This window comes from Pseudomonas sp. E1MeOHC2 (assembly GCF_058745025.1).
In genome coordinates, this window is sequence record NZ_CP196675.1 from 2,474,111 (window position 1) to 2,495,598 (window position 21,488).

The following is a 21,488-nucleotide window of genomic DNA, read 5'->3' on the forward strand; positions in this document are numbered from 1 at the left end:
AAAAGGTTGATTCTGCTCATGAGCCAAGCGCCCCTCGTCCTGGTGGACGGTTCCTCCTACCTCTACCGCGCTTTCAACGCATTGCCGCCGCTGACCACCTCCAAGGGCATGCCCACCGGCGCGGTCAAGGGTGTGCTGAACATGCTCAAGAGCCTGCGCAAGCAATACCCTGACAGCCTGTTCGCGGTGGTGTTCGACGCCAAGGGCGGCACTTTCCGCGATGCCATGTTTGCCGATTACAAGGCCAACCGCCCGAGCATGCCCGATGACCTGCGGGTGCAGATCGAACCGCTGCATGCCAGCGTCAAGGCGCTGGGCTACCCGTTACTGTGCGTCGAAGGCGTGGAAGCCGACGATGTGATCGGGACCCTGGCGCGCAGCAGTGCGGCGCAGGGCCGGCCGGTGATCATTTCGACGGGCGACAAGGACATGGCGCAGTTGGTGGACGGCCATGTAACCCTGGTCAACACCATGACCGGCAGCGTGATGGATGTTGCCGGGGTGCACGAAAAGTTTGGTGTCGGCCCTGAGCACATCATCGATTTTCTGGCCCTGATGGGCGACAAGGCCGATAACATCCCGGGCGTGCCGGGTGTGGGCGAGAAGACCGCTGCCGGCCTGCTGACCGGTATCGGTGGCGGCCTGCGCGATGTGTACGACAACCTCGACAAGGTCCCAGGCCTGAGCATTCGCGGCGCCAAGACCTTGCCGGCCAAGCTTGAGGAGCACCGTGAGGCGGCGTTCCTGTCCTATGAGTTGGCCACCATCAAGCTCGACGTGCCGCTGGATATCGAAGTTGAGGCGCTGGTCTGCGGCGAGCCAGACCGTGATGCGCTGCTGGCGTTGTACACCGAGATGGAGTTCAAGAGCTGGGCCGCCGATGTCCAGCGCGAAGCCGCCAGGGCCGGTGCAACCGTGGCAGTGCCTGAAGAGGCGCCGGCAGCCAAGGTTGAACCGAAGTACGAGACGGTCCTCGATCAGGCCCGCTTCGACGCCTGGCTGGACAAGCTGCGCCAGGCGCCGCTGTTCGCCTTCGACACCGAAACCACCGGCCTGGACGCGCAACAGGCGCAACTGGTCGGCCTGTCGTTCGCGGTCGAGCCCCATGAGGCGGCCTATGTACCGCTGGCCCACGACTACGAAGGCGCGCCGGTTCAACTGGATCGGGAGGCCGTGCTGCTGGCGCTCAAGCCCCTGCTGGAAGACCCGGCCAAAGCCAAGGTCGGGCAAAACGCCAAATACGACATCAACATCCTGGCTAATGGCGCCCCGGCCATCGACATGCGCGGCGTGGCTTACGACACCATGCTCGAATCCTATGTGCTGGACTCCACGGCCACCCGTCACGACATGGACAGCCTGGCGCTGAAGTACCTCGACCACACCACCATCACCTTTGAGCAGATTGCTGGCAAGGGCGCGAAACAGCTGACCTTTAACCAGATCCCGCTGGACAAGGCCGGCCCGTACGCCGCTGAGGACGCCGACATCACCTTGCGCCTGCACCAGGCGCTGCAGGCGCGCCTGGCCAAGACCCCAAGCGTGCAACCGGTGCTGATGGACATCGAGATGCCGCTGGTGCCGGTGCTGGCGAAGATCGAGCGTCAGGGTGCGCTGGTGGATGCCGAATTGCTCCACGTGCAAAGCGGTGAGCTGGGCGTGAAAATGGCTGAGCTGGAGCGCCAGGCCTATGAGCTGGCTGGCGAGACGTTCAACCTCGGCTCGCCCAAGCAGTTGGGTGCGATCCTCTACGACAAGCTGGGCATGCCGGTGCTGAGCAAGACTGCCAAGGGCCAGCCGTCCACCGCCGAGGCGGTACTCGACGAACTGGCCGAGCAAGGCTACCCGCTGCCCGAAGTACTGATGCAGTACCGCAGCCTGAGCAAGCTCAAGAGCACCTACACCGACAAGCTGCCGGGGCAGATCAACCCACGCACCGGGCGTATTCATACCTCTTACCAGCAGGCGGTGGCCGCCACTGGGCGCCTGTCGTCTAGCGACCCGAACCTGCAGAACATCCCGATCCGCACCGCCGAAGGTCGGCGTATTCGTCAGGCCTTCGTGGCCAGCCCCGGCTACAAGCTGCTGGCGGCGGACTATTCGCAGATCGAGCTGCGCATCATGGCCCACCTGGCCAAGGACGAAGGGTTGCTGCATGCCTTCCGCAACAACCTCGACGTGCACCGCGCTACCGCTGCCGAAGTGTTCGGTGTGGCGCTTGAGGCTGTCACCACTGACCAACGCCGCAGTGCCAAGGCCATCAACTTCGGCCTTATCTACGGCATGAGTGCCTTTGGCCTGGCCAAGCAGATTGGTGTCGATCGCAAGCAGTCCCAGGACTACATCGACCGTTACTTCGCCCGCTACCCAGGGGTGCAGGCCTACATGGAACGCACCCGCGCCCAGGCGGCCGAGCAAGGCTTCGTCGAAACCCTCTTCGGCCGTCGCCTGTACCTGCCGGACATCAACGCTAAGAACCCGGCCCTGCGCAAAGGCGCCGAGCGTACGGCGATCAACGCACCGATGCAGGGTACGGCTGCCGATATCATCAAGCGGGCGATGGTCAATGTGGACAACTGGCTGACCGAAAGCGGCCTGGATGCCCGGGTGATCCTGCAAGTGCACGACGAACTGGTGCTGGAGGTACGTGAAGACCTGGTCGAGCAGGTGAAAGATGAAATCCGCCTGCACATGAGCCGTGCCGCGCAGCTAGATGTGCCGTTGCTGGTTGAGGCAGGCATTGGCGCGAATTGGGACGAAGCTCACTGATTGAGCGGGCAAAGCTGTGTAGGATCTGCGACGTAGTGACGCGGATCCTGGCATGGCGAGATGCCATTAGTGCTGGAGCTTCATGAAACTATCGCAAATAGTTTTCAGGGGGTCGGAACTAAACCGGTGAAGCGGAACTCAGAGTAACTGAATGGCTGGTGAAGCCCTTCGATGCTCCTATGTTGTGTTAAGTGTTGGCAGATATCTGGACCCCGCCCTAGCGGTCCGGACTTGGACCCCGAACTTCCCCCTCCCCATACGAAGTCCGGGGTTTTTTTTGCCCGCAATTCCTGGTCTGTGCTGTCCTTGTAGGGGCGCCCCGGCAAGGCCGCCCCTACAAAAGGTAGGGCAATGTAGGCCTTCAGGCTGCCGGCTTGTCTTCCAGTTCCATCCAGCCCGCCAGCACGCGGTAAGCCTCTTCCAGCCCCAGGCGCTTGGGTGCCGAGAACAGCTGGATGGTCACAGCGTCCCCCCAACCCTTGCGGATCTCGGACTGCACCTTGAGCAAGGTGTTCTTGCCCGCGCCATGGGTCAGCTTGTCGGCCTTGGTCAGCAGGATGTGCATCGGCATGCCGCTGGCTTTGGCCCAGTCGAGCATCATCTTGTCGAAGTCGGTCATCGGATGGCGCACGTCCATCATCAGGATCACCCCGCGCAGGCACTCGCGGCTGCCCAGGTAGGCTTCCAGGTGGCGCTGCCAGTGCTGCTTGAGCGGAATCGGTACTTTTGCATAACCGTAGCCCGGCAGGTCGACCAATCGCCGTTCATCGTCCAGACTGAAGAAATTCAACAGCTGGGTGCGCCCCGGGGTTTTCGAGGTACGCGCCAGGCTGGCATGAGTCAGGGTGTTGAGGGCGCTGGATTTGCCGGCGTTGGAACGGCCGGCGAAAGCCACCTCGTAACCCTGGTCGTCCGGGCATTGTTCGACCTTGGCAGCGCTAAGGGCGAATGTGGCTTTCTGGCAGAGGCCGAGGATGGGGTTCTTGACTTGCATGGGATATCCGATGTGGGTGTTGCCTGACTCTGTAGGCCCGAGCCTGGCAAGCGGTGTCGTTTCCGTTTGGATGGCGGAAGTATATAATGCCCCAGTTTTTGTGTGCTCATTCTCCCAGCGAAGGAGAGCGAGCATGGGGTGTCGAACAATAGCTCGCGCATCAGAACGCAGCGCGGCCCCCAACCCTGAAGGTCGTTCCGCATGGCGAAATGGCTGCTTGCTGTCGGTATGTTCCTGCCGTTTTTCAGCGCACAGGCTACACAGGATCCCGAGGTGTTGTACAACCGCACGTGTGCGGCCTGTCACGCCGGACAGTTGCCACAGGCCCCCCAGCGGGGTGACCGGGCAGCGTGGGAGCCAAGGCTGGCGCAAGGTGTGGATGTACTCGTGAGGCATGTGACCCAGGGTTTCAAGGCTATGCCGCCGCGTGGATTGTGCATGGACTGCAGTGCCGAGGACTACCGTTTGGTCATCCTTTGGATGAGCGGCAGTCCCGATACATAACATTTCACCCTTAGCCGTGTTGGATTAGCTGATGAACAAACTAGTCGTGAGTCTGCTGTTGACCATGGGTGTCGCAGGTGCGGCCACTGCTGCGGAACCTATCAAAGGCGATGCCGCCGCCGGCCAGGCCAAGACGGCCGTCTGTGGTGCCTGCCATAACCCCGACGGCAATAGCCTGGCACCAAACTTCCCGAAACTGGCAGGTCAGGGCCAGCGCTACCTCGAAAAACAACTGCACGATATCAAGTCCGGCAAACGCACCGTGCTGGAGATGACCGGCATGCTGGCCGCCTTCAGTGACCAGGACCTGGCCGATATCGCGGCGTACTTCGCCAGCCAGAAAGGCAGCGTGGGCGCCGCCGATCCTAAGCTGGTCGAGCGTGGCAAAGCGCTGTTCAACGGCGGCGACCTGGAAAAAGGCATGCCCGCCTGCACCGGCTGCCACTCGCCGAATGGCGCAGGTCTTGCCTTGGCCGGCTTCCCGCACCTGAGCGGCCAGCACTCGCAGTACGTGACCAAGCAGCTCACGGACTTCCGCGAAGGCAACCGCACCAACGATGGCGATGCCATGACCATGCGCACCATTGCCGGCAAGCTGAGCAACAAGGATATCGAAGCGTTGGCCAGCTACATCCAGGGCCTGCACTGAGAGAAATTGGCGCATTAACATTCGGTTAATGTTGTAAGCCAAAGATGAAAGGGCGGCCGGACCGCCCTTTTTTACGTCCGCAGCCGTTACACTACAGAACTCGGGCCCGGCCCGGCCTGTCTCAATACAGGTCGCGTTGAGGCGACCCATGAATGCTCAGGAGTAAAGCATGCGTAAACTGATTCTCAGCGCTGCGCTGGTCGCCGCCAGCGTATTTGGTATGACTGCCGTACAGGCCGCCGAGCCTGTTGCCGGCAAGGAATATATCGAGCTGAGCAACCCTGTTCCGGTTTCCGTGCCTGGCAAGATCGAAGTGGTCGAGCTGTTCTGGTACGGCTGCCCTCATTGCTATCACTTCGAGCCGACCGTCAACCCATGGGCTGAAAAGCTGCCGGCTGACGTCAACTTCAAACGTGTTCCCGCCATGTTCGGTGGCCCATGGGACGCTCACGGCCAGATGTTCCTGACCCTCGAAGCCATGGGCGTCGAGCACAAGGTGCATGCCGCAGTGTTCGATGCCATCCAGAACCAGCGCAAGCAGTTGACCAAACCAGACGACATGGCCGACTTCCTCGCCACTCAAGGCGTGGACAGGGACAAGTTCCTCGCTACCTTTAACTCCTTCGCCATCAAAGGCCAGGTCAACCAGGCCAAGGAACTGGCGAAGAAGTACGAAATCACCGGCGTACCGAGCATGGTCGTCAACGGCAAGTACCGCTTCGACCTGGGTACCGCGGGCGGGCCAGAGGGCGTGCTGAATGTCGCTGACCAACTGATCGCCAAGGAGCGCGCCGCTAAGTAAGCGGCGCACCCATGCCCCGCTTCAGAAGCACGCGCGGCATTGGCCTGCACCAGCCGCAGGTCAACGAGCATCACCTGCAGGCGCCCGGCCTGCCAGAGGATGGTCGCCTGCGGCTGCTCAGTTTCAACATTCAGGTCGGCATCAGCACCGAGCGCTACCGGCATTACCTGACCCGCAGCTGGCAGCACCTGCTGCCGCATACCGGGCGTGCGGGTAACCTGCGCAAAATCGGCGAACTGCTCAGTGACTTCGACCTGGTTGCCCTGCAGGAAGCCGATGGCGGCAGCCTGCGTTCAGGCTACATCAACCAGGTCGAACACTTGGCCCAGCTGGGTGCCTTCCCCTACTGGTACCAGCAGCTCAATCGCAACCTTGGCCGATTCGCCCAGCACAGCAACGGTGTGCTCAGCCGCCTCAAACCCCAACAACTTGAAGACCACCCCCTGCCCGGCCCGGCCGGTCGCGGTGCCATCCTGGTGCGCTTCGGCGAAGGTGAAGACGCGCTGATCGTGGTGATGATGCACCTGGCACTCGGCGCCAAGACGCGCGCCCTGCAGCTCAGCTACATTCGCGAGCTGATCGGCGGCTACCGCCATCAGGTGCTGATGGGCGACATGAACACCCATGCCACCGACCTGCTGGAGCATTCGCCCCTGCGCGATCTGGGCCTGGTCGCCCCTCAGGTCGAGGCCACCTTCCCCAGCTGGCGACCGCAGCGTTGCCTGGACCACATTCTGCTCAGCCCAAGCCTGACGCTTGAGCGCGTCGAGGTACTGGCGCAGCCAATTTCCGATCACCTTCCCGTTGCCGTCGAGATTCGATTGCCTGATGCATTGACTGTGGATACGCTGCCGGTTTTGAGCTAATTGCCATCACCGTTTGCGGACCTGGGCATGACTGACAACGCTGAGCGCTGGAAAGAGAAATACCTTAAGAGCATCGAGCAGCAAGAGAAGCTTGAACGCCGTTGGGACGCACGTCTTGACCTGCTGCGTCGGGGGCTTGTGCGCAGCACCCTGGCCGCCGAAGGCAGCGACAAGGCGGTGGACGAGTGCATGAAGGAAATGCGCGAGGTCATCCGCAGCGACAACATGGACGCCTGCCTCGCCGGGCTGATTCCTCGCCTGGAAAAAGCGGTGTTGGATTCCGAGCAGCGCCGGGAAACCCGTATGAACCAGGTCAGCGATGCGCTGACGGCGCTGGTCAGCCAGTTACAGGGCCTGCCGCTGCCGAGCGAGATCTCGCGGCCGCTGAAAAAGCTGGCGAAAAAGCTCGACGGTGGGGTCGCCCAGTCCCGTGAACTGCCCCCGCTGCTGGGGGAGCTGAGTGGCCTGCAAGGCCGCGCACTCTCGGCTTTGGGCAAGCCCGAAGAAGAGCGACCGGGCTTCTTGCAGCGGTTGTTTGGTGGCCGCGACAACGAGCAACCCGGCGAGGCGCAGGTTGCACTGGAGGCAGCGCCTGCTGCCGCGTTGGCAGACGCAGTGACGCAGCCAGCAGTTGCCCCCGTACAGCGCGTTGCCGAAGACCCTCAGCCCGAGGATGTGGACGCCCTGCTACCGCTGACAGCCCCTGGGCTCGCCGAGCAAGCCTTGCCACAGGAGCCAGAGGGCCCGGCGCTGATCGAAACCGCTGAGGTGCCGGCCGCCCCGCAACCTGAGCCTGTGCTGGACGAGGGGTCTGCCCTCATCCCCTCAGCAGCTGAAACGGAACCTGCGCAGACGCTAGAGGAAACCTTCGGTGAAGACGGCCCCTATGCCCTGCCCTATGCGGTAGAGCCGCCCTACAGCCAGGTGGCCGCGCACATCGAGCAGACCCTGATCGGCCTGCTCGACGACCTCAGCCTGCCCGAACGGCACAAGGCCCAGGCCCTGGAAATGCGTGAGCGGGTGGCGCGCGGGCTGAACTGGTATGAGTTGATCCCGGTGCTGGATGACCTGGCGGTGCTGATGCTGGCGATTACCGACAGCGGCCAGCACGAATTCGAGACCTACCTGCAACAGCTCAATGAGCGCCTGGAGAGCTTCCAAGGCCACCTGCACGAAGCCAGTGCCGGGCATGCCGACAACAGCACCGCCGCCCAGGAGCTGGATACCCAGCTGCGCAAGCAGGTCGATGGGCTGCAGAGCAGCGTGCAAGGGGCCGCCGACGTGGACAGCCTCAAGCACATCCTGGAAAACCGGCTGGAAGGCCTGCTGGTGACCATGGACGAACACAAGCACGAGCGTGATCGTCGCGAGCAGGAGCTTGCGGGGCGTCTGCAAGGGTTGTCCGAGCGCGTGGCGAACATGGAGCACGAGGCGCTCGGCTACCGCGAGCACCTTGAAGAGCAGCGGCAAAAGGCATTGCTTGACCCGCTGACCGGCCTGCCTAACCGCGCGGCCTGGAGCGAGCACCTGGAACGCGAGATGCTCGACTGGCATGAAAATGGCGGCCACCTGGCAATGGCGATCCTCGATCTGGACCACTTCAAGCGCATCAACGACAACTATGGGCACTTGGCCGGGGACAAAGTGTTGAAGATTGTGGCCGACCAATTGCGCAAGCGCCTGCGAGGGCGCGATTTCATCGCCCGCTTCGGGGGTGAGGAGTTCGTCCTGCTGTTCCCGCAGACCTCGCCCGCCGCTGCCGTGCAGATGGCCGAGCTGCTGCGTGCGACCATCGAAGCCTGCCCGTTCCACTTCAAGGGCGAGCGGGTGGTCATCACTGCCTCCATCGGGTTGGGTGCGTTCCGCTCCGGCGAGCGCGGCGACCAGGTGCTCAAGCGCGCCGATACGGCGCTGTACCGTGCCAAGGACCTGGGGCGCAACCGTGTCGAACAGGGGTAAAGCGTGGCGGCTGACTCGTGGCAGACACGGGGCATGGAGAGCACGTTATACTGTAGCGCTTACACGCTGAGGCCGCTGACGTGCTTTCCACCGTTAAAAAAACACTGCTCACCTGCTTGCTGGTTGCTGTCGCGGGTTGCTCGACGGGGCTGCGGATCGACCGCAGCCACCCTTCGGCCAACCAGGACGAGCGCATCCAGTTTGTTGTCCTTCACTACACCAATGCGTCGCTCGAGCGCTCCTTGGCGCTGCTTACCCATGGTGAGGTCAGCAGCCACTACCTGATTGGCGACGGCCCTGCCACGGTCTATCAGCTGGTGGATGAAAGCCGCCGCGCCTGGCATGCCGGTGACAGCCAGTGGCAGGGGCGCACCTGGTTGAACTCCACCTCCATTGGTATCGAAATCGTCAACCCAGGGTTCACCGATACGCCTAATGGCCGGGTTTGGCATCCCTACAGCGAAGCGCAGGTGCAGTCCTTGATCGCGCTGCTCAAGGACATCGTCAAGCGTAACCATATCGACCCCCGGCACATCGTTGGCCATAGCGATATCGCACCGTTGCGCAAGCTCGACCCAGGCCCGCTGTTTCCATGGAAGCGTCTGGCCGACGCCGGTATTGGCATCTGGCCTGAGCCCAATGCGGTGGCGCGCCAGCAAGCCTTCTTCAGCGTCAACCCGCCGAGCGTGAGCTGGTACCAGCAGGAACTGGCGCGGTTCGGCTACGCCATCGCGCAAACGGGTGAACTCGACGTTGCCACCCGGCATGTGATTGCCGCATTCCAGATGCGTTTCCGCCCACAACGCTTCGACGGCATGCCCGACGCGCAAACGGCCGCCATGCTGCAGGTGCTCAACCGCATGCGCTGAGCCGGGCTGCGCAGCAGCCCCTTGCCCGTCAGGCGCCCAACGGTGAGGGCGATTCCTGATCCAGTTGCTATACCTTAGTAATCAACTGGATGCCCTTGATGTCAGCCCTCATTACCACGCTGCGCCAAATTTTCTACCGTCCCTGGATGCTGGCTTCACTGGCGGCACTGGCCAGCGCCGCCCTGTTGCTCACCGCCAGCATCGGTATTGCCCTGCAGCAGATGAAGCAAAGCGAGAGCGAACAGATGAATGCCCAGGGCGAGCGCTTTCTTGACCGCCTCGAACAGGTGTTTGGCCAGCTTCGCGAAGGTGTCGATATCCTGCAGGCGCAGCCTTTGCGCGGGTGCAATCCGGCGATGCTGGCGGCGTTGCAGCGGGTCGGCCTGAGTTCGCGCTTCATTTATGAAGCGGCCTACGTGGACGCCAATGTCGCCTGTTCCAATCGCGGTGATGAACGCGCGTTCGAGCCACTGCGCGCACCCGACATCAAGGGGCCGACCTACAGCTATTGGCTCAATACCACCACCGAACCCGACGAAAATCTGGCGGCCTTGATGCTGGGGCGTGGCAATTTTGTGGTCTCCACCTCTCGCGGGCATCTGACCGATGTGGTCGACCTGCCTCCCGGCGGCAGCCTGGTGGTGGTGCTGGACAACGGTACTCGGGCAATCCCGGTGCTGGGCCCACCGCAGCTCTGGCCACCGCCCTCGGCCTGGTCGGCCAGCCACAATTCGCTGCTGGAGCTGAGCGACCGCCTCATCTACCGCATGCCGACCAAATCACCGGACTACCAACTGGTGCTGATCGCGCCGCGGGCCAGCCTGCCCCTGCGCATGAATGGCATGCTCTGGCTACTGTTCCCCGGCAGCGTGCTGGCCGCCTGCTGCATCGGCTGGCTGGTGCTGCAGTTGATTCTGCAGCGCCGCTCGATGAGCTCTGAGTTGCAACACGCGCTGCGCAGAGGCGAACTGCAGGTGCTTTACCAGCCGATCATCGAGCTCGACACCCGGCGCTGTGTCGGTGCCGAGGCCCTGGTGCGCTGGCGTCGCCCGGATGGCACGCTGACCAGCCCGGACCTGTTCATCCCTTTGGCCGAAAATACCGGGCAGATCCGCCAGATCACCGATTTTGTCTTGCAGCGGGTGCTTGAACAGCTCGGCCAGCTGCTGCGCTCGCACCGCAACCTGTACATTTCGGTGAACCTTGCAGCGTGCGACGTGATGGTCCCGCGTATCGGCCGGGTTGCGGCGCGGCTGCTGGCCCTGCATCGGGTCGCAGCCAGCCAGATCGCCTTCGAAGTGACCGAGCGCGGCCTGGTCGACGTGGTGGTGGCCCGTGACAACTTGCAGGCCCTGCGTGCGGTGGGCCATCAGGTACTGATCGATGATTTTGGTACGGGTTATTGCAGCCTCGCCTATCTGCAGACCCTGCCCGTGGACTGCCTGAAGATCGACAAGGCGTTCATCGATGCCTTGGGGCATGACGCCGCCAGCAGCGGCGTGGCCCCGCATATCATCCGCATGGCCCATGACCTGCACCTGCGGGTGATCGCCGAAGGCATCGAATGCGAAGACCAGGCGGTGCTGCTCAACAGCGAAGGGGTCAACTATGGCCAGGGCTGGCTCTTCGCCCGCCCGTTGAACGCTCGCCAGTTTGCCGAACTGGTCACCCGCGGCCGGCGGCAGGGGCCGGGGCGGCGCGCCGACGATGAGTCTTGAGGGCCAGCCTCGGTCGCTATACCGGCAACGCCATGTAGAACTGGGTACCCTGCCCCGGTCGAGAAAACACGCCCATTCTGCCGCCGTGCAATTGCACGATCTCCTTGCACAACGCCAAGCCCAGCCCTGCACCGCCCTTTTTGCGCCCTACCTGCACAAAGGGCTCGAAGATGCGCCCTTGTTGCCCATAGGCGATGCCCTCGCCATTGTCCTCGACACTGATGATCACCCGCTCTGCATGCCGCCTGGCGTGAAGGCGTATGCGGCCACCGCTGGGGGTATGGCGGACGGCGTTGTGCAGCAGGTTGTCCACTACCCGGTCGAGCTGGGCGCTGTCGGCCTGGATGCGGGGTAGCGGCAGTTCCAGTTCCTTGATCAGCTCGATCTGTTTGTGCGCGGCCTGTTCGGTAAACCGCAGCTGTGCGCGCTCCAGCAACTCATCGATGGCGCACGGGGCGAGGTCGAGCTTCTGCAACCCGCTCTGGTAGCGGGAGAAGTTCAGCAGGTCGTTGATCAGTTGGGTCAGGCGCTGCATTTCCTCGCCGATGGTTTCCAGCAAATCGTACTCGCGCGCCTCGGGCGCAAACGTCACCCGCTCACGCAGCAGGCCGAACGCCATGTGCATGCCGGTGACCGGTGTGCGCAGTTCGTGCGAGGCACGCAGGACGAATTCGCTGCGCACGCGCTCGAAGGCTCGCTGCTCGGTCACATCGTGCAGCACCATCACCGCGCCAAGAATCGGCCCTTGGGGGTGGCTGACCGGTGTCAGGCTGTAGGTGAGCAGGCGGGTTTCTTCATCGACCTCGATGTTCAGGTCGTCTGGCGGGCGATCAAGGCTGCCGCCGCGCAGCACCTGGCGTAGCTGCTGCTCCAGCTCCGGGCGCTGCAGGGCTTCGGCCAGGGCACTGCCAAGGCGGCTGTCATTCCAGCCCAGTTGGCGTTGCGCCACCGGGTTGAGGTGTTCCAGGCGGCCCTGCCGGTCGATGATCAGCAGGCCATCGTCGATGCTGTCGAGCACGGCTTGCAGGCGTTGCTGACCGGCCAGCAGTTCGTCGACGTTGGTGGCCTGGTGCTTGCGCAAGGCGTCGGCCATCAGCCCGAAGCGGCGGGTCAGCTGATTCAGCTCGATGGCCTGGGTGACGGGCAGGGTCACGTCGAAGTCGCCCTTGCCGAGTTGGTCGGCCGCTTTGGCCAGGGCTTCTATCGGTTGGCCGAAGCGCCGCGCGATGTTGTGCGCGGTAACGAAGCCCAACACCAGTATGACCAAGCCCATCAGGCCGAGCACGCCACTGACCAGCAAGGCGCGATCGCGGGTATGTTCCTCGCTGCGGGTGATGTGTTCCAGCGCCTGCTTGTGCGAGTCGATGAGGTCGGTGCGCACTTGGTTGAAGGCGGCCCCCAGGGGCTGCTCGATACCCATGCTGCGCGCAGGTGCGGGGCTTTCCCGGTAGGCCTGGAGGAACGCTTGGTAATTGCTGCTGGCCTTGCTGAAACCGGTGCGTTCGCCGCCTTGTTCGAGCCCTTGATTGAGCAGGGTCTGGAAGTTCTCCTGCAGCAGCCGCAGGTTTTGCGGCGCGGTGTTTTCATCCAGGATGAGGGTCAGCTGCTCGCCCAGGTTTTGCCGCAGCTTCAGGCCCACTTCCAGCGCGTGGGTGGTGTCACGTACCAGCTGCTGTTGCACCGTGGCCATCTGCAACACGCTCACCAGGCCCAGCATCAGGCCCAGCAGGGCCACCGTGACCAGTGCCGAAATGCTGAGGAAAAGCCGCGTGCGCAGCTTCATCTGCCATTTCATAGGTTGTACTGCTTGCGTTTGCGATAGAGCGTCGAGGCATCGATGCCCAGGGTCTTGGCGGCCTGGTCGAGGGTATCGCTGGCGGCCAGCACCGCGCCGATGTGGGCGCGCTCCAGTTCATCCAGGCTCAATGCCGCGCCAACGCGCGGCGCGTTGCTTGCCGGCTGTTCGCCCATGCCCAGGTGGCTGATTTCGACGCGCTCCTGCGGGCAGATGATGCTGGCACGTTCCACGACGTTGCGCAGTTCACGAATGTTGCCGGGCCAGCGGTAGTTGAGCAGGGCGGCCCTGGCGTCGTCGCTGAAGCCGCGGGCGGGCCTGGAGTATTCCTTGACGAAGCGGGCCAGAAAACGGTCGGCCAGGGTCAGGATGTCTTCGCTGCGCTCGCGCAGGGGCGGCAGGTGCAAGGTGATGACGTTGAGGCGGTACAGCAGGTCTTCGCGGAAGCGGCTTTCGCGCACCATCTCTTCAAGGTTGAGGTTGGTGGCGGCGAGAATGCGCACATCGGCGCGCCGGGTGACTGGGTCGCCAACACGCTCGTACTCCTTGTCCTGGATGAAGCGCAGCAGCTTTGGCTGCAATGTCAGGGGGAAATCGCCGATTTCATCCAGGAACAGCGTGCCTCCGTCAGCCTGGCTGACGCGGCCCAGGGTGCTCTCGCTGGCGCCGGTGAAGGCGCCGCGGGTATGGCCGAACAGCTCGCTTTCCATGAGCTCGGCATTGAGCGAAGGGCAGTTGATGGTGACGCAGGCCTTGCGCGCTCGCTTGCTCCAGCCATGAATGGCACGGGCCAGCTCGCCCTTGCCGGTGCCGGATTCGCCCAGAATAAGGATGTTGGCATCGGTGGTGGCAACCTGACGCGCGGTTTCCAGCACCGCCATCATGGCCGGGCTGTGTGAGTCGAGGCCGTCCTTGGGCTTGCGCACTTCGCCTTCAAGGGCTTCCAGGCGCGCCGAGAGCTGACGCACTTCCAGTTGCTTGGCGGTGGCCAGGCGCAACTGGTCGGGGCTGCAGGGTTTGACCAGATAGTCGGCGGCGCCCGCCTGGATGGCATCCACCGCCGTGTCGATTGCCGAATGCGCGGTGACGATCACCACCCGCATCCAGGGTGCCTGGATACGCATCTGCGCCAGCACGTCGAGGCCGTTGTCCTCGCCCAGGCGCAGGTCGAGAAAGCACAGGTCGAACACCTGGCGTTGCAACAGGCTTTCGGCCTGCGCAGCGCTGTTGGCGGTGGCCACGCTATAGCCTTCGTCTTCGAGGCAGTAGCGGAAGGTGCGCAGGATCGCGGACTCGTCATCCACCAGCAGAATGCGGCCTTGGTTGTCCTGGGCTGATTCCATTTCCTGCGCTCCTTAGGATTGATCTTCAATTAGTGTGGGAAAAATCGGGCAAGTTGCATGGTCAATTCTGAAGGATTCTGTCCTTTGCATGCTAGCCAATGGCCAAACGACGCCTGCAAGCCGCGATATCTCGATGATTTGCTTAGAGCTGCGCGATGGCACATTGGTTGCGACTATTTTCTGTTTTTGCCAACAAAGGAGGCACAGCCATGCCCTTTTCCCCACGACTGGCCGTGTTGGCGGCCACTTTGCTGCCGGTATTGACCCCGGCATTCGCTGATCCTGTGCAGGACGCCCGCCTGGAGGGCGCGTTGCAAACAGCCCTGTCGCTCAACCGCATGCTCAACCCGTTTCGCATCGAGGTGGTGGTAGACGGCACGCAAGCGCGGCTATCGGGTGAGGTCGAGAACGCTGTCGAACGCCAGTTGGCCGAGCATGTCGCCCTGGCCACCCGAGGCATTGAACAGGTCGACAACCAGTTGCGGATCAATGCCCAGCTGGTAGAGCGCCTGCTTGAACTGCGCGCCTATGCACAGCGGCTGGAGGATGCAACCTTGGCTGCCGTCATAAGGGCACGACTGCTGTGGAGCCGCACCACCGAGAAAGCACCTATAGAAGTGCAAAGCAGCGAAGGCGTGGTGACCCTTCGCGGCAGAGTCGACAGCGCAGAGGCCAAGGAGCTGGCCGGGGTCGTGGCACGCACCACCGACGGCGTGCACCTGGTCAACAACCTGGTCAGCCTGGACACCGCTGCCATGGCCAAGGCACGAGAAAACCCGGTAGGTGCGCCGACCGGGCCGCAACCCAGCGACAGCTGGATAGTCGACAAGATCCAGAACAGCTTCCGTTTCAGCCGCAATCTCGATGGCCTGAACCTCAAGGTGGCCAGTGAAGAGGGCATGGTGCGGCTCTCGGGAGAGGTGGTCAGCAGTGAGCAGAAGACCATTGCCGTAGACATTGCCCGGCAGATCATTGGCGTACGCGGTGTGGGCGCCGACTTGCTCAAGGTAGCGACCAAGGTGGAGGGTTGATCGTGCAATTCGCACGACGCTACGGGCGCCATCGTGCAGGATACGTCCTGCCAAGCAATACGATATTAAGGTAAATATATGATTTATAAGGATTTTTAATTAAATCAAAGGCTGGCATGCAGGCTGCAATTACCTGTTCAGGTGTGAACAACAATTACAGCAGGAGGAGCCGGCATGAACCGCCAATCCGTCAACCGCTTACAGAACGCCGCACTGCCTTTGCGCCAGTTCCTGTTTCTGGGAATGGCGCTGCTGCTGACCTTGGCCGCTGGCCTCTTCTACTACAGCTGGCAGACCGCGCGTCTGGCGGATCAAGTGGCGGCGCAGACCGCCCTTCTGACTCAGATTCAGGCAACCCGTGCCAATACCCTGGTCAAGGCAGCCGACCCGCTGCCTTCGAGCAACGCCACCGCCTCACCGACCACCCTGGAAAATGTCGTGCCTCAGGATCGCTGGGTGTTCTGAGCCTGTTCTGGACATCTGTGGCCGGATTGATTTCAAAAAAGAAAGGAGAACCACCATGCTGAGTTGGGCTATCACTTTCCTCATCATCGCCATTGTCGCTGCAGTACTGGGCTTCGGTGGTATCGCTGGCGCCGCCACGGGTATCGCGAAGATCCTGTTCATCGTCTTCCTGGTCCTGTTCGTAGCCTCCTTCTTCTTTGGACGTGGTCGAGGTTGAAGATGAGCAGGAAGCTATGCACAGCCCTGGCTGCCGCCCTCTTGCTAGGTGGCAGTGCGGCGGCGATGGCGGCCAATGACGGCCAGGTCCGGGTCGATCAGTTGCTCGGCTCGGACCCTGAATACCGGGAAACCTGGCAGGACACGATCAAAGCTGAGGAACGGCTGCCCGATTGGGTGGTCAACCTCACCGGCAATGCGCAGCAACAGATGTCGGCGGTCACCGAAGAGGGCGAGCAGTATCTGGTTGGCCCATTGTGCGAATCGGCGGACAACTGTACCTACAAGCGCCTGATCGTGGCGTTCAGCTGGGACAAGGACGATGCCTACGGGATGCTCGTGGAGGTTCCCGAAGGCTTGCCGAGCGACAAGTCGCCTACCCGTCATGCGCAGTACCGCTGGCTCGGCGAGCCGGATGACGGCATGAAGGCGATGTTGCGTGAGCAACTCAAGCGTGACCCCAAATGGTACTGAGCTTTTATAAGCCAATACGGATGAACGGTTACGCACTGTCACGTAATAGAAGCTGAACCTTTTTATAGTTCAGCCTTCTATGATGCGCCGCCCCGAGGAGGGGCAGCACATGACCATGGGGCCGGGCTGTTCTGATTGTTGCAGGATCGGAGTGGCCTAGGGGTACAGGGAGTGCCTCCAGCAGTGGGCCGGGTCAGGAAAGGCGGAATCGGAAGCCTCAGGTCGGTGGTGTCATAGGGATACCTTGAGCCGACCTGACTTCCGAGGAGCCATCGGCTTCATCTACACATCAACCCCCTACAACGCCATCAGCCAAATTACCCCTCCTGCGGGTTTTTCCCCTCAAGACACATTTTGTCTCGACCGTATATCTATTTTTTTTCGAGGGCCAGGGTGCTTTCGCAAGTGTCATTTCGGCCATTCGGATTGTCGAACAAGCCATCTATCCCCCTTTGCACAGGCTGCCAAATCTGCCTAAAAATGGCGCTTTGGTCTTGTTCGGGATTCCGAACGTTATAAATCAAGCACTTGCGACATGCCGTTTTTAGCGTAAATCATTATGCAGTATCGGCATGGGGTATACGTTTCCGGCATTAGATTTCCCCCTTCCCCATCGCAATAGTTGCCGCCTTTTCGCTGGCCCGAGCGCCCTGTCGCTCGCTCGCGGTGTCCTTACATGAGGTCGCCGGACGGAAGCTTTTTCGCTCACCGTGACGTTGCCAACGGCTCTGTTACGCGCGTTTTCGTTCGGCGCCCATGACCACTAGAACAAAGGGTAAAGACATGAAGAAGGCAAAATTGAGCCTCGCCTGGCAGATCGTGATCGGTCTGGTCCTGGGCGTTGCAATCGGCGCGCTACTGAATCATTTCAGTGCGGAAAAGGCATGGTGGATCAGCAACGTTCTCCAGCCCGCTGGTGACATCTTCATTCGCCTGATCAAGATGATCGTCGTCCCGATCGTGATTTCGTCGCTGATCGTGGGCATCGCCGGCGTTGGCGATGCGAAGAAACTGGGCAGCATCGGCCTGAAGACCATCATCTACTTCGAAGTGGTGACCACCATCGCCATCGTCGTCGGTCTGGTGTTGGCCAACCTGTTCCACCCGGGCGCCGGCATCGACATGAGCACCCTGGGTACCGTGGACATCTCCAAGTACCAGGCCACCGCGGCCGAAGTGCAGCATGAGCACGCGTTCATCGAAACCCTGCTCAACCTGATCCCGTCGAACATCTTCGCAGCGCTGATGCGTGGCGAAATGCTGCCGATCATCTTCTTCTCGGTGATGTTCGGCCTGGGCCTTTCGAGCCTTCAGGCAGAGCTGCGCGACCCGCTGGTGCGTACCTTCCAGGCCGTGTCGGAGACCATGTTCAAGGTCACCCACATGATCATGAACTACGCCCCGATCGGCGTGTTCGCCCTGATCGCCGTCACCGTTGCCAACTTCGGCTTCAGCTCGCTGCTGCCGCTGGCCAAGCTGGTGCTGCTGGTGTACTTCGCCATCGCCTTCTTCGCCTTCATGGTGCTGGGCCTGGTGGCACGGGTGTTCGGTTTCTCGGTAATCAAGATCATGCGCATCATGAAAGATGAGCTGATCCTGGCCTACTCCACCTCCAGCTCCGAAACCGTGCTGCCGCGGGTAATCGAGAAGATGGAGAAGTACGGCGCGCCGAAGTCGATCTGCTCGTTCGTGGTGCCGACCGGCTACTCGTTCAACCTCGATGGTTCGACCCTGTACCAGAGCATCGCGGCCATCTTCATCGCCCAGCTGTACGGCATCGACCTGTCGTGGAGCCAGCAGCTGCTGCTGGTGCTGACCCTGATGGTCACCTCCAAGGGCATTGCCGGTGTACCGGGCGTATCCTTCGTGGTGCTGCTGGCGACCCTGGGCAGCGTGGGCATTCCGCTGGAAGGCCTGGCTTTCATCGCCGGTGTCGACCGCATCATGGACATGGCCCGTACCGCGCTGAACGTGGTTGGCAACGCCCTTGCCGCGCTGGTCATCGCTCGCTGGGAAGGCATGTACGACGCTGCCAAGGGCGAGCAGTACTATGCCTCGCTGATGGCTGACAAGCCGGACGCCGTGGTGGTTGGCCAGACCGCCAAGCGCTGAAGCTGATGCGTTGAACGAAAAGCCCCGACTTGTCGGGGCTTTTTGTTGCCTATGAGATCTTGCGCCGATCACGGACCCTTGTAGGAGCGCGGTCGCCAGTCACAGGCTGCGATACGCTATCATTCGGGCATTTTTCAGGGGGAATACTCGGATGCTCAACGGCCTTTGGCTTGGCTTTTTCCTGGTGGCGGCCGTTTCCGCCCTGGCCCAGTGGCTGATCGGTGGCAACGCCGGCATCTTCGCGGCGATGGTCGAGAGCATCTTTGCCATGGCCAAGCTGTCGGTGGAGGTGATGGTCCTGCTGTTCGGCACCCTGACGCTGTGGCTGGGCTTTCTGAAAATCGCCGAAAAGGCCGGTATCGTCGAGTGGCTGGCCAAGGTCCTTGGCCCGCTGTTCGCCAGGCTGATGCCCGAAGTGCCACCGGGCCACCCTGCCCTGGGCCTGATCACCATGAACTTCGCCGCCAATGGCCTGGGCCTGGATAACGCGGCCACGCCGATCGGTCTGAAGGCCATGCGTGCGCTGCAGGAGCTGAACCCCAGCAGCACGACCGCGAGCAACGCGCAGATCCTCTTCCTGGTGCTCAACGCCTCGTCGCTGACCCTGTTGCCGGTGACCATCTTCATGTACCGCGCCCAGCAAGGCGCGCCCGACCCGACGATGGTGTTCCTGCCGATCCTGCTGGCCACCAGCGTGTCGACCCTGGTGGGCCTGCTGTCGGTGGCGGTTATGCAGCGTCTGCGCCTGTGGGACCCGGTCGTGCTGGCCTACCTGATTCCCGGTGCGTTGCTGTTGGGCTGCTTCATGGCTTTTCTTGGCACCTTGTCGGCCGCTGCACTGGCGAGCCTGTCGTCGATCCTTGGCAACCTCACGCTGTTCGGCGTCATCGTCCTGTTCCTGGTGATTGGTGCGCTGAAACGGGTCAAGGTGTACGAAGCCTTTGTCGAAGGCGCCAAGGAAGGCTTCGATGTGGCGAAAAACCTGCTGCCTTACCTCGTGGCCATGCTGGTGGCGGTGGGTGTGTTGCGCGCCTCGGGCGCCCTGGAGCTGGCGCTGGATGGCATTCGCCATGCGGTCAACTGGATGGGCCTGGACACCCGCTTCGTCGAAGGCCTGCCCACCGCGCTGGTCAAGCCGTTCTCCGGCAGCGCGGCGCGGGCCATGCTGATCGAGACCATGCAGACACAAGGTGTGGACAGCTTCCCGGCACTGGTCGCGGCGACCATCCAGGGCAGTACCGAAACCACCTTCTATGTGTTGGCGGTGTACTTCGGTGCGGTGGGCATCCAGCGGGTGCGCCACGCGGTCGGTTGCGCACTGCTGGCTGAATTCTCCGGCGTGGTCGCGGCGATCTTCGTCTGCTACTGGTTCTTCGGCTGAGCCTGCGTGGCCTGGGCGACGGTCCAGGCCACCACCTGCCCTACCAGCTGGTCACTGGCCGCGCCGAAGCCTGCGACCACCGCAGAGACCTGCTTGGCGGCCAGTGGCTGGCGGATTTCGAAGCGTTTGCTGGCGAGGATGCGCTGGCTACGGCCCTGGACCAGACGCGCATCGTAACGAATCACCACCTCCACGGCCCCGTCCGGGCGATATTCACTCTGAAACGCCTGCAGCTCGCCGGCCAGCTCGTAGTCGGCCTGCAAGTTGCTGTCGTCGGCGCTCAGGCGCTGAACCTGGCCGTCACGCTGGAAGCCATCGAGCAGGCGGTTGCGTAACAGCACCGGCGCGGCGTCGCTCCAGCGCGCGCCCTTGTAGCTGCTGATCACGTCGCCTTGGGGAATCACCGCGATTCTTGGGCCCGCCAGCACTTCGCTGGCCAGCGGTTTGTTCAGCCGCAACGACCAGTCCAGCGGCGTGGCAACGCGGCTTGGCTGGTTCACAGGCAGGCGGTAGAGGTCCACGGGTTCGCTTTGCGGCAGGATCGAGCAGGCACTGGCCAGGCTCATCGCGGCCGCCAGGGCCAACAGGCGCAGCGAAGGTTTCATGGCTGGAACTCCTTGTTGTTGTCGCGCCCGAGCAGGTAGCCGCTCGGGTCAGCCTCCAGTTGCCGGGAAATGCCCTTGAGTGCGTTGAGGGTCTCGCGCAGCTCGCGGATTGCGGGGGTTAGCTGGTTCAGGCCCTGGGCACCGTCGCCGATGGCCTCACTGTTGTTCTTGAGCAGCTCGTTGATGGTTGCCGTGCTGTCGGCCAGCGACTGCATGGCCTGCCCGGCATTGCCGATGGCTTGCTTGCCTTCGCTGCCGAGCAGGCCGTTGGCGTTGCGCATCAGTGCCTGGGTTTCGGCCAGGGTAGCGCTGGCCTGTTTGCCAACCTGCACCAGTTGCTCGATGGCCTGGGCAATGCCGCCGTTCTGGCCGGCGAAGGCACTGGTGGTCTTGTCGAGGTTGGCCAAGGTGCTGCTGAGGTGGCCGATGTTGTCGTCAGAGAACATCTGGTTGGCGTTGTGCAGCAGCAGGTTGATGTTGGTCACCAGGTCGCTGCTGTCGTTGAGCAGGCGCGAAATCGGCGAAGGCGAGGCGATGATCACGGGCAACTTGCCGTCCTTGCCCTTGAGCTCCGGGCTGTGTGGCGTGCCGCCGCTGAGCTGGATGAACGAGTTGCCGGTGACCCCGGCCAGGGTCAGCTTGGCTTGGGTGTCTTCCTTGACCGGGGTGTCGCCGCTCAGCCGTACGCGGGCCAGCACGCGGCGTGGGTCCTTAGGGTCCAGGCGCAGGGTCGAAACATCGCCGACTTTGATGCCGTTGTACTGCACCGGGCTGCCCCGGGACAGGCCCGAGACGGCTTCGTTGAACACCACTTCGTAATCCTTGAAGGCATCGTCGACACTGGATTTGGTCAGCCACAGGCCAAACAGCATGGCACCGGCCACCACCAGGACGGTGACCAGGCCGATGAGGACGTGATGTGCTCGGGTTTCCATC

Annotated in this window: 19 protein-coding genes; 14 read left to right on the top strand and 5 right to left on the bottom strand. The window is 62.4% G+C overall.

The genetic code is table 11. From position 1 onward, the window contains the following. The first annotated feature begins 18 nt into the window (after nt 1-18). Nucleotides 19-2,769: a DNA polymerase I gene (gene polA / locus ACSSU5_RS11120; RefSeq protein ID WP_492561156.1), complete on the top strand. Its 2,751-nt coding sequence runs from the start codon at nt 19-21 to the stop codon at nt 2,767-2,769. A 361-nt stretch (nt 2,770-3,130) separates the two neighbouring features. Here polA and yihA read toward each other — a convergent pair whose 3' ends face one another. Beyond that, nucleotides 3,131-3,763 carry a ribosome biogenesis GTP-binding protein YihA/YsxC gene (yihA, locus tag ACSSU5_RS11125; RefSeq protein WP_264310855.1) on the bottom strand — a complete coding sequence of 211 codons (633 nt, stop codon included), beginning with the start codon at nt 3,761-3,763 and terminating at the stop codon, nt 3,131-3,133. Nucleotides 3,764-3,964: 201 nt separating this feature from the next. Here yihA and ACSSU5_RS11130 point away from each other — a divergent pair, with 201 nt between their 5' ends. From ACSSU5_RS11130 to ACSSU5_RS11160, 7 genes are all read left to right on the top strand, one after another. After that, nucleotides 3,965-4,267: a c-type cytochrome gene (locus tag ACSSU5_RS11130; RefSeq protein ID WP_186655332.1), complete on the top strand. Its 303-nt coding sequence runs from the start codon at nt 3,965-3,967 to the stop codon at nt 4,265-4,267. A gap of 31 nt (nt 4,268-4,298) precedes the next feature. Further along, entirely contained in the window at nt 4,299-4,916 is a 618-nt protein-coding gene (locus tag ACSSU5_RS11135; RefSeq protein WP_264310854.1) for a c-type cytochrome, read from the top strand. Nucleotides 4,917-5,085: 169 nt separating this feature from the next. Then, the gene (gene dsbA / locus ACSSU5_RS11140; RefSeq protein ID WP_264310853.1) at nt 5,086-5,718 is read left to right on the top strand and encodes a thiol:disulfide interchange protein DsbA; all 633 of its coding nucleotides are present in this window, start codon (nt 5,086-5,088) and stop codon (nt 5,716-5,718) included. Nucleotides 5,719-5,729: 11 nt separating this feature from the next. After that, a complete protein-coding gene (locus ACSSU5_RS11145; protein WP_264310852.1) occupies nt 5,730-6,584 on the top strand; it encodes an endonuclease/exonuclease/phosphatase family protein in 855 nt (284 codons plus the stop codon). Between the two features lie 27 nt (nt 6,585-6,611). Next, a complete protein-coding gene (locus ACSSU5_RS11150; RefSeq protein WP_492561157.1) occupies nt 6,612-8,543 on the top strand; it encodes a GGDEF domain-containing protein in 1,932 nt (643 codons plus the stop codon). A gap of 80 nt (nt 8,544-8,623) precedes the next feature. Further along, on the top strand, nt 8,624-9,412 hold the full coding sequence (locus ACSSU5_RS11155) for an N-acetylmuramoyl-L-alanine amidase (RefSeq protein ID WP_264310850.1): 789 nt from the start codon (nt 8,624-8,626) through the stop codon (nt 9,410-9,412). A gap of 98 nt (nt 9,413-9,510) precedes the next feature. Next, nucleotides 9,511-11,130 (top strand): EAL domain-containing protein, encoded by a 1,620-nt coding sequence (locus tag ACSSU5_RS11160; protein WP_264310849.1) that lies wholly within the window; start codon nt 9,511-9,513, stop codon nt 11,128-11,130. A gap of 16 nt (nt 11,131-11,146) precedes the next feature. Here the strand turns inward: ACSSU5_RS11160 and ACSSU5_RS11165 are convergent, their stop codons facing one another. Both ACSSU5_RS11165 and algB read right to left on the bottom strand, forming a co-directional pair. Further along, nucleotides 11,147-12,925 (bottom strand): KinB sensor domain-containing domain, encoded by a 1,779-nt coding sequence (locus ACSSU5_RS11165; RefSeq protein ID WP_264310848.1) that lies wholly within the window; start codon nt 12,923-12,925, stop codon nt 11,147-11,149. Further along, the gene (gene algB, locus ACSSU5_RS11170) at nt 12,922-14,268 is read right to left on the bottom strand and encodes a sigma-54-dependent response regulator transcription factor AlgB (RefSeq protein WP_264310847.1); all 1,347 of its coding nucleotides are present in this window, start codon (nt 14,266-14,268) and stop codon (nt 12,922-12,924) included. The genes ACSSU5_RS11165 and algB overlap by 4 nt, the downstream gene beginning before the upstream one ends. Before the next feature lie 209 nt (nt 14,269-14,477). On the opposite strand from algB, the gene ACSSU5_RS11175 reads away from it, so the two are divergent. The 6 genes from ACSSU5_RS11175 (at nt 14,478) to ACSSU5_RS11200 (ending at nt 19,947) form a co-directional block, all read left to right on the top strand. After that, nucleotides 14,478-15,299, top strand: a complete 822-nt coding sequence (locus ACSSU5_RS11175; RefSeq protein WP_492561158.1) for a BON domain-containing protein — start codon at nt 14,478-14,480, stop codon at nt 15,297-15,299. A gap of 174 nt (nt 15,300-15,473) precedes the next feature. Next, nucleotides 15,474-15,764: a hypothetical protein gene (locus ACSSU5_RS11180; RefSeq protein ID WP_264310845.1), complete on the top strand. Its 291-nt coding sequence runs from the start codon at nt 15,474-15,476 to the stop codon at nt 15,762-15,764. A 55-nt stretch (nt 15,765-15,819) separates the two neighbouring features. Next, nucleotides 15,820-15,981, top strand: a complete 162-nt coding sequence (locus tag ACSSU5_RS11185) for a DUF1328 domain-containing protein (RefSeq protein WP_003252966.1) — start codon at nt 15,820-15,822, stop codon at nt 15,979-15,981. A 2-nt stretch (nt 15,982-15,983) separates the two neighbouring features. After that, complete coding sequence (locus tag ACSSU5_RS11190; protein WP_492561159.1) at nt 15,984-16,454, top strand: inhibitor of vertebrate lysozyme family protein; 471 nt, start codon at nt 15,984-15,986, stop codon at nt 16,452-16,454. 783 nt (nt 16,455-17,237) lie between these two features. Then, nucleotides 17,238-18,566 carry a glutamate/aspartate:proton symporter GltP gene (gene gltP / locus ACSSU5_RS11195; RefSeq protein WP_264310843.1) on the top strand — a complete coding sequence of 443 codons (1,329 nt, stop codon included), beginning with the start codon at nt 17,238-17,240 and terminating at the stop codon, nt 18,564-18,566. A 151-nt stretch (nt 18,567-18,717) separates the two neighbouring features. Further along, nucleotides 18,718-19,947: a nucleoside recognition domain-containing protein gene (locus ACSSU5_RS11200; protein ID WP_492561160.1), complete on the top strand. Its 1,230-nt coding sequence runs from the start codon at nt 18,718-18,720 to the stop codon at nt 19,945-19,947. On the opposite strand, the gene ACSSU5_RS11205 is transcribed toward ACSSU5_RS11200, so the two are convergent. Then, nucleotides 19,929-20,552 (bottom strand): ABC-type transport auxiliary lipoprotein family protein, encoded by a 624-nt coding sequence (locus ACSSU5_RS11205; protein ID WP_492561161.1) that lies wholly within the window; start codon nt 20,550-20,552, stop codon nt 19,929-19,931. The genes ACSSU5_RS11200 and ACSSU5_RS11205 overlap by 19 nt on opposite strands. Next, complete coding sequence (locus ACSSU5_RS11210) at nt 20,549-21,487, bottom strand: MlaD family protein (RefSeq protein ID WP_264310840.1); 939 nt, start codon at nt 21,485-21,487, stop codon at nt 20,549-20,551. Before ACSSU5_RS11210 ends, ACSSU5_RS11205 begins: the two co-directional genes overlap by 4 nt. Between the last annotated feature and the right edge of the window lies 1 nt (nt 21,488).